The organism is Algibacter sp. (assembly GCF_029245835.1).
GTDB lineage: Bacteria > Bacteroidota > Bacteroidia > Flavobacteriales > Flavobacteriaceae > Algibacter_B.
This window is the reverse complement of the sequence record NZ_JAQWOO010000019.1, coordinates 1-13146: the sequence shown is the minus strand read 5'-3', so window position 1 is coordinate 13146 and position 13146 is coordinate 1. Positions and strand designations below refer to the sequence as shown.

The 13146-nt window shown below is 32.1% G+C and carries 14 protein-coding genes and 1 pseudogene; 13 read left to right on the top strand and 2 right to left on the bottom strand.

Going from position 1 to position 13146, the window contains the following annotated elements; translation table 11 throughout:
* Positions 1-177 precede the first annotated feature (177 nt).
* The 13 genes from P8K68_RS02690 to P8K68_RS02630 all read left to right on the top strand — a co-directional run bounded on the left by P8K68_RS02690 (position 178) and on the right by P8K68_RS02630 (position 11722).
* Positions 178-1290 carry an FAD-dependent oxidoreductase gene (locus P8K68_RS02690; protein WP_300247940.1) on the top strand — a complete coding sequence of 371 codons (1113 nt, stop codon included), beginning with the start codon at positions 178-180 and terminating at the stop codon, positions 1288-1290.
* Positions 1291-1395: 105 nt separating this feature from the next.
* Complete coding sequence (locus P8K68_RS02685) at positions 1396-1845, top strand: 3-oxoacyl-ACP synthase (protein WP_300247937.1); 450 nt, start codon at positions 1396-1398, stop codon at positions 1843-1845.
* 65 nt (positions 1846-1910) lie between these two features.
* Complete coding sequence (locus P8K68_RS02680) at positions 1911-2426, top strand: YceI family protein (protein ID WP_300247935.1); 516 nt, start codon at positions 1911-1913, stop codon at positions 2424-2426.
* The gene (locus P8K68_RS02675) at positions 2427-3560 is read left to right on the top strand and encodes an NAD(P)/FAD-dependent oxidoreductase (RefSeq protein WP_300247933.1); all 1134 of its coding nucleotides are present in this window, start codon (positions 2427-2429) and stop codon (positions 3558-3560) included. It abuts the gene before it with no gap.
* Positions 3557-4267 carry a methyltransferase domain-containing protein gene (locus P8K68_RS02670; RefSeq protein WP_300247931.1) on the top strand — a complete coding sequence of 237 codons (711 nt, stop codon included), beginning with the start codon at positions 3557-3559 and terminating at the stop codon, positions 4265-4267. Before P8K68_RS02675 ends, P8K68_RS02670 begins: the two co-directional genes overlap by 4 nt.
* Complete coding sequence (locus P8K68_RS02665; protein ID WP_300247929.1) at positions 4268-5320, top strand: type III polyketide synthase; 1053 nt, start codon at positions 4268-4270, stop codon at positions 5318-5320. It abuts the gene before it with no gap.
* 55 nt (positions 5321-5375) lie between these two features.
* Positions 5376-6173, top strand: a complete 798-nt coding sequence (locus tag P8K68_RS02660) for an SDR family oxidoreductase (RefSeq protein ID WP_300247927.1) — start codon at positions 5376-5378, stop codon at positions 6171-6173.
* A gap of 57 nt (positions 6174-6230) precedes the next feature.
* Positions 6231-6791 (top strand): transposase, encoded by a 561-nt coding sequence (locus tag P8K68_RS02655; protein WP_300247925.1) that lies wholly within the window; start codon positions 6231-6233, stop codon positions 6789-6791.
* Between the two features lie 61 nt (positions 6792-6852).
* On the top strand, positions 6853-7290 hold the full coding sequence (locus tag P8K68_RS02650; protein ID WP_300247923.1) for a hydroxymyristoyl-ACP dehydratase: 438 nt from the start codon (positions 6853-6855) through the stop codon (positions 7288-7290).
* On the top strand, positions 7287-8561 hold the full coding sequence (locus tag P8K68_RS02645; protein WP_300247921.1) for a beta-ketoacyl-[acyl-carrier-protein] synthase family protein: 1275 nt from the start codon (positions 7287-7289) through the stop codon (positions 8559-8561). Before P8K68_RS02650 ends, P8K68_RS02645 begins: the two co-directional genes overlap by 4 nt.
* An 85-nt stretch (positions 8562-8646) precedes the next feature.
* Complete coding sequence (locus P8K68_RS02640) at positions 8647-8898, top strand: phosphopantetheine-binding protein (RefSeq protein WP_300247919.1); 252 nt, start codon at positions 8647-8649, stop codon at positions 8896-8898.
* Positions 8898-9473 carry a 4'-phosphopantetheinyl transferase superfamily protein gene (locus tag P8K68_RS02635; RefSeq protein ID WP_300247917.1) on the top strand — a complete coding sequence of 192 codons (576 nt, stop codon included), beginning with the start codon at positions 8898-8900 and terminating at the stop codon, positions 9471-9473. Before P8K68_RS02640 ends, P8K68_RS02635 begins: the two co-directional genes overlap by 1 nt.
* A complete protein-coding gene (locus P8K68_RS02630; RefSeq protein WP_300247915.1) occupies positions 9470-11722 on the top strand; it encodes an MMPL family transporter in 2253 nt (750 codons plus the stop codon). The genes P8K68_RS02635 and P8K68_RS02630 overlap by 4 nt, the downstream gene beginning before the upstream one ends.
* Here the strand turns inward: P8K68_RS02630 and P8K68_RS02625 are convergent, their stop codons facing one another.
* Complete coding sequence (locus tag P8K68_RS02625; protein ID WP_300247913.1) at positions 11723-12634, bottom strand: ABC transporter ATP-binding protein; 912 nt, start codon at positions 12632-12634, stop codon at positions 11723-11725.
* Positions 12635-12705: 71 nt separating this feature from the next.
* Positions 12706-13011: pseudogene (locus tag P8K68_RS02620) on the bottom strand (prolyl oligopeptidase family serine peptidase); the annotation flags it as partial.
* Positions 13012-13146 lie beyond the last annotated feature (135 nt).

Here is a 13146-nt window from a genome sequence, read left to right as displayed (position 1 = left end):
GCTGGTATTAAACAATGTGAGATGTAAAATTATAGGTCGAATCTTTGCTGTTATTAATAGAGATTCCCCTTTTGTAGATACTTATAAATTTGTAGCCTGATTTTTTATGGAAATTACTTGTTTTCTATCATAGAATACGCAATGCAAAACTTCAATTTAAAATCCTAAATTAGCATCATGAATTGGTCCTATTGGGAAATAAAGTCGTGGTTAACTCATATTGATTTTTGTATTGTGGGTAGTGGCATTGTTGGTCTTAATTGTGCACTTCAATTAAAAGAACGCTTTCCGAAATCTAAAATTCTAATCCTTGAAAAAGGAATATTGCCACAAGGTGCCAGTACAAAAAACGCTGGTTTTGCATGCTTTGGAAGTCTAAGCGAAATACTAGACGATTTAAAAACACATTCAGAAGCTGAAGTTATTCAACTTATCTCAAAACGTGTTAATGGACTAAAATTATTAAGACAGACTCTTGGTGATAAAGCAATTAATTATCAAAAATTAGGTGGTTATGAATTGTTTTTAGATTCAGATGAAGCATTATTTGAAAGCTGTATATCAAAAAAAGAAACGATTAATACATTATTAAAACCAATTTTTAAGGATAGTATATTCAGTTTAAAAGACAATATTTTTAATTTCAAAAATGTAAATAAAGAGTATATATTTAATCAATTTGAAGGTCAGATTGACACAGGTAAAATGATGGAAGCATGGCTTGAAAAAGTGTATTCAAAAGGCATTAAAATTTTAAATAATACGAATGTAGAACATTTTTCAGAAGAGAATAATGTGGTGAAAATTAAAACCAACAACTTTGAGTTTTCAGCTTCAAAATTACTAATCGCTACAAATGGTTTTGCATCACAATTAATAAATCAAAAAGTAAAACCAGCAAGAGCACAAGTTTTAATTACTAAGCCTATTAAAAATTTACATATTAAAGGCACATTTCATTTAGATAGGGGGTATTACTATTTCAGAAATATAGATAATAGAATCCTTATAGGAGGCGGACGAAACCTAGACTTTAAAAACGAGGAAACCACTCAATTTAATCAAACAAAATTAATTCAAAATAAACTTGAGGTATTATTAAAAACAATAATTTTACCAGAAACACCTTTTGAAATAGACCATAAGTGGTCAGGTATTATGGGTATTGGCAGCCAAAAGAAGGCTATTGTAAAGCAATTAAGTAATAACGTATTTTGTGGTGTCAGGTTGGGAGGCATGGGTGTTGCCATTGGAAGTCTAGTAGGTAAAGAATTAGCAGAATTAGTGTGATGTCATTACGAGGAGAGAAACGACGTGGTAATCTTTTAAATTATAACTTAAAAACTTGAGATTGCTACGACTTTTTATAAAGTCTCGCAATGCCAAAAAATAAGCATGACAATAAAACAAGAACTATATAAGCTATGCCTTGAGTATGTTGAGAACCGGTTTCAAACCATTCAAAATACCATAAAAGAAATCCAAGAATCTTTAGGCTCAGAAACCAAAAGTAGCGCAGGCGATAAACACGAAACGGGTCGTGCCATGTTGCAATTAGAGCGCGAAAAAGCAGGAAATCAATTAGCCGAAATTCAAAAGCTAAAAGTGCTTTTAAACAAAGTAAACCCAGAAATCACACATCAAAAAGTGGCATTAGGTAGTGTTGTTTATACCACGCAATCTAATTATTTTATTGCCATAAGTGCAGGCGAAATAGTTATAGCCTCCAATACATTTTATGCCGTTTCAGCAGCTACACCAATGGCACAATTATTACTTTCAAAAACGGTTGGCGATGAGGTGCTATTCAGAAACGGAACCATAAAAATCCTTAAAATTTTATAGATAAAAGTTAATTTATTTCTCAATGTATAATTTGTGATGTAACTTAACATTATAAAAATACACCTGTGAAACACTTTCTATTTTTCTTAATTTATTTTTGTTCTTTATCATTAGGTTTTTCTCAAAACGTACCTAGTATTGATTTTGTAATTAGAAACGTTGGTATAGGTGTCGATGGTCATTTTGAAACCTTCAATATAGAAACCGATTTTGATGCTACAGGCAAACTATTACAGATTAATGGTGTGATTAAAGCAGCCTCTATTGAAACAGGCATGGAAAGTAGAGACGAACACCTTTTAAAGGATGATTATTTTGATGTTGAAAATTACGAGAATATAACCTTAGTAAGCAAAACAATTACTGCTAAATCTGAAGCTGTATTTAATGTTGTTGCCACATTAACCATCAAAGAAAAATCAAAAGAAATCCGTATTACAGTTAATCGGGAAAAGGTTGATGATAAGTATAGAGTTACATCAAAATTTGCCATTAATCGTAGAGATTTTGGTGTTGGAGGCAGGAGTTTTATATTGAGTAATACCGTAAAAATTAATGTACTTCATTTTCATAAATTATAAATGGCAGAACTGGATTATGATGTTATAATTATTGGCGGCGGTTTAGCAGGACTCACCAGTGCCATACACATATCCAAACTAAATTTTAGGGTGTTACTTATCGAAAAAAATGCCTACCCTAAACATAAAGTTTGCGGTGAATATGTGTCTAATGAAGTATTACCGTATTTAAAACATTTAGGTTTTAACCCTTTTGAATTTGGAGCAAAAACCATTTCTAAATTTCAATTAACGACGCACAATAACAAAAGTATAGAAGCCAAATTGCCTTTAGGTGGTTTTGGAATAAGTCGTTACGAGTTCGATTTTCAGCTTTATAAATTGGCAATTAAAAATGGTGTAAAAGTACTTCAAGACACAGTAGTTAATGTTGAATTTAAATCTGAAATGTTTCAAGTTGAAACCAAATCAAATAATATTTTAAATTCAAAAATAGTCATAGGAGCTTACGGCAAAAGGTCTAATATTGATATTCAACTTCAAAGAAAATTTATAAAAAAGAAATCACCTTATTTGGGTGTAAAAGTTCACGTATCAGGAGATTTCCCTGAAGATAAAGTAGCACTTCATAATTTTAAAGGTGGTTATTGTGGAGTTTCAAAAGTAGAAAACAATCATATTAATTTATGCTATATTACCAATTACGAAACTTTTAAAACCTATAAAGACATTGAGGCTTTTCAGGAGGCGGTTTTATTTAAAAACAAGACGTTAAAGGCTATTTTTAAGAACTCAAAACCACAATTCGAAAACCCATTAACCATCAGTCAAATTTCATTTGAAACTAAAAGCCCTGTGGAAAACCATATTATCATGTGTGGAGATACAGCAGGCATGATTCATCCGTTGTGTGGCAATGGTATGGGTATGGCAATTAGGAGTGCACAATTGGCGTCTAAGCTTATAATTGATTATCTTCAAGGAAAAATTGAATCTCGTAAAGCATTAGAAAGTCAGTATGCTAATACTTGGAAAAAAACGTTTAGTTTCAGATTAAAAGTAGGACACACCATTGCTTATTTATTCAGAAAAGATTGGTTAGCGCCAAAATTTTTGATGCTTTTAAGATGGTTCCCGTTTTTAGTACCACCTATTATTAAAATGACTCACGGCAAACCCCTGACAGAGACATGAGCTTATTTTTAGATACCACATACAGAAGCAACGACACCGAATTGTTGGACGACTTTTCAATGAAAGGCGATTTATTACGAGATACTTTAGATAAATTGGGTAATATTAATAAATGGCTTGGTGGCAATCGCGTCACTCTAGATGGTATCAAAAAATTATTAAAAAATCAGCCTAAAGATAAAACGTATACCATACTAGATTTAGGTTGTGGCCATGGAGATATCTTGAGGTTAATCGCAGATTTTGGTAGAAAAAATAACTATAAGTTTAAGTTGATTGGTATTGATGCCAACCAAGATGCGATTGAATATGCTGATGAATTATCTGTAAATTATTCTGAATTATCTTTTAAGAATGAAGATGTGTTTTCAGAAGCTTTTCAAAACTTAGATTATGACATTGTATTAACAACTCTTTTTTTACATCATTTTAAAGATGAAGAGATAAAAAGTCTTTTAGTTACATGTTCAAATAAAGCGACTTTAGGCATTGTAGTTAACGATTTACAGCGAAGCGAAGTAGCCTATGGATTGTTTAAATTATTGGGTTTAGTAATTTCAAACAAGATGATTAAACAAGATGGTTTAACCTCCATATTGCGAGCATTCAAAAAAGAAGATTTAGTAGATATATCGAAAACATTAAACCTCAAATCACAAATTCATTGGAAATGGGCATTCCGTTACCAATGGTTAATTAGAACATAAATGGCAGTAAGAATTACATCAGTTGCAAAACAACTTCCAAAATACACCAGAGAAACTAAGGATATTTTGCCTTTTGTGGAGCTGTGGTTAAATGGTCAAGAAGACCGATTTAAAAGAAAAGTACTCAAGATTTTTGAGAATGCTGCGGTAGACAAACGGTATTCAATCATGAACCCTGAAGACGTTTTTTTGAATACTTCTTTTGAAGCAAAAAATGATATCTATATAAAGGAATGTACCGAACTTGCTGAAAAATGTTTGCTTAAGGTCTTAAATAAAGCAACTCTAAAACCAACAGATATAGATTATATTATTACCGTAAGTTGCACAGGTATTATGATTCCGTCTTTAGATGCGTATCTCATTAATAGCCTAAAGATGAAACAAGATATCGTGCGTTTACCAGTAACCGAAATGGGTTGTGCGGCAGGCGTATCGGGTGTTATATATGCCAAGAATTTTTTAAAAGCAAATCCTAATAAACGGGCAGTTGTTATTGCTGTAGAATCTCCTACGGCGACTTTTCAGTTGGAAGATTATTCTATGGTAAATGTGGTAAGTGCAGCTATTTTTGGTGATGGTTGTGCCAGTGTTATTTTATCGTCTTATGAAGATGAGGTTGGTCCTGAAATTAAAGATGAAGCGATGTATCACTTTTTTGATGCCACACACATGATGGGTTTTAAACTCAGGAATTCTGGTTTACAAATGGTGCTAGATCAAACGGTGCCACAAACTATTGCAGATCATTTCCCTAAAATTATTCATCCGTTTTTAGAACAAAATAATTTAACAATTCAAGATATTAATCATTTAGTTTTTCATCCAGGTGGCAAGAAAATTGTGCAAACAGTTGAAGATTTATTTGGAGCATTAGGTAAGAATATAGATGACACAAAAGACGTTTTAAGGCTTTACGGAAATATGAGTAGCGCCACAGTGTTGTATGTTTTAGAACGCTTTATGGATCGAGATATTCCTAAAGGTAATAAGGGCATTATGTTAAGTTTTGGACCAGGTTTTTCAGCACAACGTATTTTATTAGAATGGTGACAAAAAACTTTTTGTCATGCTGAACTTGTTTCAGCATCTCATAATATAAAGAGATATGAATAAAGAATTTCAAGATAGTAATTATTGGGCAGTAATTTTAGGGGGCAGCAGCGGCTTAGGTTTGGCATCTGCAAAAAAATTAGCAAAACACGGGATGAATATTTGTGTTATTCACCGAAACCCAAGAATGCAAGAAGCTGCAATACAAGCTGAATTTGAAACCATTAAAGCTGAAGGAATTCAATTTAAATCGTTTAACACTGATGCTTTCAATACTGAAAAAAGAGGTATTTTGATTGAAGAATTAAAAGCATTACTCGGTGAAAAAGAAAGGATAAGAACTTTAGTCCATAGTGTGGCAAAGGGCAACTTGAAACCCATGATTTCAAAAGATAAGCCAGAATTAAAGAACGACGATTTTGCATTAACCATTAATGCGATGGCTATTAGTTTATACGATTGGACTAAATCCATTTTTGAAGCTAATTTATTTACAAAAGATGCTAGAATTATAAGTTTTACTAGCGAGGGCAATACCAAAGCTTGGGAAAATTACGCTGCTGTTTCTGCAGCTAAAGTAGCTCTAGAAGCTATTACCAGAAACATAGCATTGGAATTTGCGTCCTTTGGAATTAAAGCGAATTGTATCCAAGCAGGGGTTACAAATACGGCTTCTTTGCGACTGATACCTGGGAGTGAAAAAATAATTGAACACACCTTAAAACGGAACCCCAATAAGCGTTTAACCTTGCCAGAAGATATAGCAAATGCCGTTTATTTATTAAGTAAAGATGAAGCATCTTGGATTACAGGAACGATTATTCCAGTGGATGGTGGAGAGCATTTGAGATAAAGTGAAGACCTCACAGGTTTTTAAAACCTGTGAGGTCTAAAAATTTTAAAACATAAAATGAAATACGAACCTTTAGTATCAGACAATTTCTTTCATATCTATAATTGTGGAAATAATAAAGAAGATATCTTTAAAGAGGAAAAAAATTACTATTATTTTCTTAATTTACTAAAGAAATATATATTACCAACTTGTGAGATTTTGGCTTATTGTCTTTTAAAAAACCATTTTCATTTACTAGTAAAAACTCGAGAAAATGTTAATATTAAAGAAATCTCACAATCGTATTCTAATTTTTTTAATTCATACTCTAAGAGTATTAATAAAAATTATAACAGAAGTGGTAGTTTATTTAAGGATAGATTTTCAAGAATTAAAATAGATAAAGAATCTTATTTGAAAGATTTAATTGTATACATTCATTTGAATCCTAAGCATCATGGGTTTACAGACAATTTCAAGTCTTATAAATATTCATCATATCATGCTATTTTATCCAAAAAGAGAACAGATTTAGAAAGAGATTATGTTTTAGAGTTATTTGGAGAAAGAGAGAATTTTGTTTTTGTTCATCAAGCAAAACAAGTTAATATTAATGAACGATTATTATTAGAATGAAAAGTTATGTAGACCTCATAGGTTTTTAAAACCTGTGAGGTCTTTGATAATAAAACCCAAAATGAAATCAAAACAAATCATAAAACTTTTACCTTATCAAAAACCGTTTCTATTTGTAGATGGCATCGATTCTATTTCAGAAGATGGTATAACAGGACATTACACATTTAAAAAAGAGGAATCGTTTTACAAAGGACATTTTATAAATAATCCCATAACACCTGGGGTCATTTTAACCGAATGTATGGCGCAAATAGGTCTAGTTTGTTTGGGTATTTATTTACTTAGAAATGAGTTAAATGCGACAACAAACCCTCAAATTGCATTAACCTCGCATCAAATGGATTTTTATTTGCCTGTATTGCCAGATGAAAAAGTAACCGTAATTTCAGAAAAAGAGGTATTCCGGTTTAATAAATTAAGGTGTAACGTTAAATTATTAAATATTAAAGGAGAACTGGTAGCAAGAGGAAAAATTTCTGGAATGATAAAAATATGAAACAGCGCGTCGTTATTACTGGTTTAGGAGTTGTTGCACCAAATGGAGTTGGCGTACCTGATTTCACAAAAGCACTAAAAAATGGGACTTCTGGAATTACCTTTCATCAGGAATTAAAAGACTTAAATTTTTCTTGTCAAATCGGCGGTATTCCTAAAATTTCTGATGCATTAAAATCTAAATATTTCTCAGATTTACAACTAAGAGGATTTAACAGTTCAGGAATTTTATACGGTTGTATTGCAGGTATTGACGCATGGAAAGACGCTGGTTTTAATGTGGATGGCGAAAGTCCACTAGATTATCACACAGGACTAATTTTTGGCACAGGAACCTCTGGTATAGAAAAATTTCGTGAAGCTATTTATAATTTAGATCAAGGTGATGTTAGGCGTTTAGGTAGTACCGTTGTTTTACAAACCATGACAAGTGGTGTAAGCGCATATCTTAATGGGATGTTAGGTTTCGGTAACCAAGTGACAACAAACTCATCGGCCTGTGCTACAGGAACCGAGGCCTTAATTATGGGGTTTGATCGCATACAAAACGGAAAAGCAAAACGCATGTTAGTTGGTAGTTGCAGCGACCATGGGCCTTATATTTGGGGCGGTTTTGATGCCATGCGTGTTATGACCTATAAACATAATGATAGTCCTGAAACAGCATCGAGACCACTAAGTGCTTCAGCATCTGGTTTTGTTCCGGGCAGTGGAGCGGGCGCTATGGTGTTAGAATCTTTAGAAAGTGCGTTAGAGCGAGGAGCAACTATTTATGCTGAGGTTTTAGGCGGCGAAGTGAATTCTGGCGGACAACGACAAGGTGGTACCCTTACAGCTCCTAATGCTGAAGCGGTACAACGCTGTATTAGGAATGCAGTTAAGAATTCGAAAATCTATCCAAATGATATAGAAGTTATTAATGGTCACCTTACCGCAACAACTAAAGATGGTTTAGAAATTGAAAACTGGAGCAAAGCGTTAAAGCGACTTGGATATGATTTTCCATTTATCAATTCAACTAAATCCATGATTGGTCATTGTTTAGCGGCATCAGGAGCTATTGAATGTGTGGCGAGTGTCATCCAATTAAAAGAGCAATTTGTTGCACCAAATATTAATTGTGAAGATTTACATCCAGAGGTCTTGAACAAAGTCGCTTCAGAGAAAATTCCAACCCAAAAAATAGATTTAATTTTTGATATTATTGCCAAGGCTAGTTTTGGTTTTGGAGATGTGAATGCTTGTGTGATTTTTAAGAGATTTTATAAATAATTATACACATAAACCTCACAGGTTTTTAAAACCTGTGAGGTTTTAATTTAAATGAAAAGACTTAACTTTACAGGTAAAAATAACCATGGAAAACGAGGAACTTATTAATAAATTAAAAGCCATAATTTCACCTTATGTGCAGGACGAAGAAGCTTTTGCAACGCTTTCAGAAGAGACTGATTTTGTTCGAGATTTAAAGATAAACTCGGCAAATTTGGTAGATATTATTCTTGACATTGAAGATGCTTTCGATATTCGTTTAGAAAATGAAGACATGGAAAAAATGTTAGATGTAAAGGCAGCTATGGCTATTGTTAATGAAAAGTTAGCCAATTAATGATTGGTACCGATATTATTGATATTGTTGAGGCTAAAAAAACCTCTAATTGGGAACGCCCACGATTTTTAGAAAAGCTCTTCACATCAAATGAGCAACAATTAATTCAAAATTCAGAAAATAAATTTATAATGGTTTGGCGCTTATGGAGCATGAAAGAAGCGGCTTATAAATTATATATACAACTAAATCCAGACCGATTTTACAGCCCAAAAAAGTTTGAATGCGATATAAATGCTACGAGCCTAAAAGTAACCTATAAAGCTTTTCAATGTTTTATTAGTACTAAAATAACAGAAGAATATATTCTTTCTGAAGCGTCTTTATTACCTCATAAAATGGTTTCAAGCGTTTTTAAATTGGCTTCCAAAGATTATAAAAGTCAAAGTAAAATGTCGAGAGAGGCATTAATTTTATCAGTTTCAAAAAAATGCAACCTGGTAAAATCAAATTTAAAGATTTTAAAATCAGAATCTGGAATTCCTTCGATATATTACAATTCTAAAAGACTAAATATTTCTATGTCCTTAAGTCATCACGGGCATTATGGTTCTTATGCCACGGTATCATTATGAAAAGATTAGAGCAGGTTATATCATCAATTATAAAATTTAGAGTAGCAATAATTGTTATTCTGGCTCTTTTAATGGGGGTTTCTGGTTATCAAACATTAAAGAAACTAAGTGTTGATAATTCGTTGTCTATATGGTTTCTGGAAGACGATCCTAGTTATAAGGCATATATTGATTTTCAAGAAAATTTTGGGTCAGACGAAATTTTTATTGCCATGCTTCCTGTTGAAAATGCTATTGGAGAGGCAGAAATGGCCCAATTAAATACCTTACACAAGCAAATTGGAGCTTTACCTTATGTAAAAACAACCTTCAGTTTAGCTAAGGCTAAATATCCTATTTATGCCAATAATAAAATAAATTTTGATGACTTATATACTGAAAAACGAAGCGAAAAAGGCCTAAAAAGTCTGTTTTCAAAATTACCAAATATCACATCACAATTGGTGACTAAGGATTATAAGAATCATTTTTTTTATATTCAACTAAATCCTACACCCACAATAGAAGCCAAGCGGAAAGATATTGCTGGCGAAATTCGTACCCTTATAGAAAAACAATATGCTAATTATTATTTAACAGGACCGCCTGTTTTAAACGAAGCTTACAGCAAAGGTATTTATAAAGAAAGTTTAACTTTTGGGATTCTAACAGTTCTTGTTATTACTCTATTATTACTGTTTTTATTACCAAGTAAGCGTTATTTAATTATTTCGCTTTTATCCGTTGCTGTACCTGTAAGTTTGCTATTTGGTCTTATAACGTCTTTAGGTTTTGCTTTAAATATGATTTCCATGCTCATTCCAACTATACTTATGGTGTACAGTGTAAGTGATGCTGTTCATATTATTAATATTTATCATAAAGAAGGACTTATAAATAAATCATTGTCCAAGGTGCAACTGTTAACTTTAGCAATTCGTAAAAGTCTTACACCTTGTTTTTATACTACGCTCACTACTTTTGTTGGCTATTTTGCCTTGTATTTATCGCCATTGCCAGCATTTAAAAATATGGGGGTATTTACATGCATTGGTTTATTGCTCAGTTTTATTTTGGTTTATGTTATTACTATTATAGGTTTCAGTTTTATGAACTTAAATTTTGAAGATGCTAAACCTGTTTTAAGTATAAAAAAGTACGCTCAGTATAAATTTATAGCATGGCTTAATAGTTTTACCTCACAGTATAAAAACACGATTATTGTTTCCTTTACAATGGTGCTTTTATTTGGGGTCTATTCTATTTTTCAAGTAAATATAGACACCAATTCCCGAAATCTTCTGGCTGAAGGAAAGGCTAAACAGGACTTAAGAACTGTTGAGGTTGAACTAGGAGGAAGTAATAGATTACAACTAAATATTTCAACAAAAAACAACGAAAAAATTGTAAATAAGGAAGCAATTAAACAGTTAGAAAATTTTCAAAATAAACTTGATAACAATCCTTTAATTGCCTCACCAGTTTCGGTAATTACTATAAAATCGTTTTTAGAGAAACGTACACCCGTTTTATTTCAATCTAGTATATCAGAAGATAAAATACAAAATACATTGTCTGAACTAGATGTTAATGATAATAGTTTTTTTAAATTATTTTCCGAAGATTTAACTACTGCTGGCTTCACTTTAACTTTAAAAGAAATGCGAACTTCAGAACTCGAGCAGGTTCTTGAGGATATAAAACGGGATTTTGAAGCTTCATTTAATACATCGTCTTATAATCTTAAAATCAATGGTTTTGCAGTAGTTTTTGCTCGGTTAAATAACTTTATTTTAGAGACGCAGTTTAAATCTTTCTTTGCTGCTTTCTTCGTCGCATTTATCTGTCTTCTAATCTTTATAAAAAGTTTAAAAACAACCTTATTAGTGCTCATTCCAAATATTTTACCTTTAGCAATACTGGCTATTTTCATGAGTTTACTAAATATCCCTTTAGATGTAACAACGGCTATGATAACACCTATTATGCTTGGTATTGCTATGGATGATACGATTCATTTAGTTTACAAATATAGGCGAAGTAAGTCTATACAAGGGTCTCCGGAAAAACGTATGAATAATGCCATGGAGTATACGGGTAATGCTTTAGTATCTACTACAATTGCCTTGGTTGGCGGTTTTTTAATTATAAGTTCAAGTGCCGTGCCTTCGGTAAGAGATTTTGGATTGCTTTGCGCTATAACCGTGGCGATAGCATTAATAACAGATATATTTTATCTACCAGCTTTATTAAAAAAGTTTGATAAGTAATTATACTTCAATTTTAAGAGCGACTATTTTTCCTTTTTTAAGATTTGAATGGTGTTCAAAGAATATATTATTTCCATCTAAATTTGCTTGAATAAGATAGTGATTTCCTTTAAAGTACGATTGTGTTACATTCGCCTTTAAATTAGATGTTTTTACAACTTTTAATTGATTCGCGTAAACTAAGTTGTTATTTATAGCATTAAACTCCCCAAAAAAAGAGGCTATTAAAGGTGTTTCTGGGTTTTTATAAAGTGTTTCAGGTGAATCGTTTTTAATAATCTTATTATCATCTAATACAATCATTTTATCCGCAAAACCGAGTACATCTTCTTTATCGTGAGTAGCGACTAAGCACGTAATATTTTTATCTTTTAAATACTTAAAAACACTGCGTCTTAAACTTTGTTTTTTGAAATTATCAATATGACTAAAAGGCTCATCTAGCAAAATAATTTCTGGTTGTTTTGCTAAGGCTCTTGCTAAAGCTACACGCTGTTTTTGCCCGCCACTTAAGGTTTTTACTTTAGTTTTAGCGAAGGCTTCAAGTTCAACCACTTTAATTAATTCGTCTGTACGCATTTGTTTTTCTTCTGGATAAAAACGAGATAGGAATTTGCCAATGTTTTCTTCTACAGTAATAAAAGGCATCAAGTCGAATTCTTGAGCCACATATTTCATAAAATCATAGCCAACAACCAAGTTAAACTTTGGTCCTAAGATTTCTTTGTCTTTCCAAAAAACATGCCCTTCATTTAAATCATATTCACCATACAAAACTTTTAACAACGTACTTTTTCCAGAACCACTTTCACCAATAATGGCAATGTTTTCTCCTGGTTTTGCGTCAAAATATAAAGACTTTAAAACGGATGTTTTGTTATAAGAAAAAGTAATATTTTTTACGTGTAACATAGCGTTGCAAAAATATCATAAAAAAATACGCTTTCAATATAGAAGCGTGTTTTTAATATGCGGGGCAAGTATTACCCTTTAATTTTTTCATTTAGTTTAGTTGGTAGAACGTCAAATCCCATATTGTATAAAGTGAAGCCAAAAATATCAGCATATTGCTGAATGGTTTTACTTACTGGTGTTCCAGCGCCATGGCCTGCGTCTGTTTCAATTCTAATTAATGTTGGATTATTTCCTGTTTGTTTACTTTGTAATTCGGCAGCAAATTTAAAACTGTGTGCAGGTACAACACGGTCGTCATGATCACCAGTAGTTATTAACGTTGCAGGATATTTAACACCTTTTTTAACATTATGAAGTGGTGAATAGCCTTTTAACCTGAGTTCGATTATTAAAACAGGCAAACTTGATTGGAATTTATAGTTTGAAATTTAATAGACGGTTTTTTAGGCAAGAAGCTATATGCGATAAGCCCTGAAATCAGGTTGCTAAGAAAGTTCCCAAAGCTTCTG

Bases quoted from the DNA above. Each gene is read 5' to 3' on its own strand.
- P8K68_RS02645 (WP_300247921.1), top strand. From the start codon at position 7,287: ATGAAACAGCGCGTCGTTATTACTGGTTTAGGAGTTGTTGCACCAAAT.
- P8K68_RS02685 (WP_300247937.1), top strand. From the start codon at position 1,396: ATGACAATAAAACAAGAACTATATAAGCTATGCCTTGAGTATGTTGAG.
- P8K68_RS02630 (WP_300247915.1), top strand. From the start codon at position 9,470: ATGAAAAGATTAGAGCAGGTTATATCATCAATTATAAAATTTAGAGTA.
- P8K68_RS02665 (WP_300247929.1), top strand. From the start codon at position 4,268: ATGGCAGTAAGAATTACATCAGTTGCAAAACAACTTCCAAAATACACC.
- P8K68_RS02640 (WP_300247919.1), top strand. From the start codon at position 8,647: ATGGAAAACGAGGAACTTATTAATAAATTAAAAGCCATAATTTCACCT.
- P8K68_RS02690 (WP_300247940.1), top strand. From the start codon at position 178: ATGAATTGGTCCTATTGGGAAATAAAGTCGTGGTTAACTCATATTGAT.
- P8K68_RS02635 (WP_300247917.1), top strand. From the start codon at position 8,898: ATGATTGGTACCGATATTATTGATATTGTTGAGGCTAAAAAAACCTCT.
- P8K68_RS02670 (WP_300247931.1), top strand. From the start codon at position 3,557: ATGAGCTTATTTTTAGATACCACATACAGAAGCAACGACACCGAATTG.
- P8K68_RS02655 (WP_300247925.1), top strand. From the start codon at position 6,231: ATGAAATACGAACCTTTAGTATCAGACAATTTCTTTCATATCTATAAT.
- P8K68_RS02650 (WP_300247923.1), top strand. From the start codon at position 6,853: ATGAAATCAAAACAAATCATAAAACTTTTACCTTATCAAAAACCGTTT.
- P8K68_RS02660 (WP_300247927.1), top strand. From the start codon at position 5,376: ATGAATAAAGAATTTCAAGATAGTAATTATTGGGCAGTAATTTTAGGG.
- P8K68_RS02675 (WP_300247933.1), top strand. From the start codon at position 2,427: ATGGCAGAACTGGATTATGATGTTATAATTATTGGCGGCGGTTTAGCA.
- P8K68_RS02625 (WP_300247913.1), bottom strand. From the start codon at position 12,634: ATGTTACACGTAAAAAATATTACTTTTTCTTATAACAAAACATCCGTT.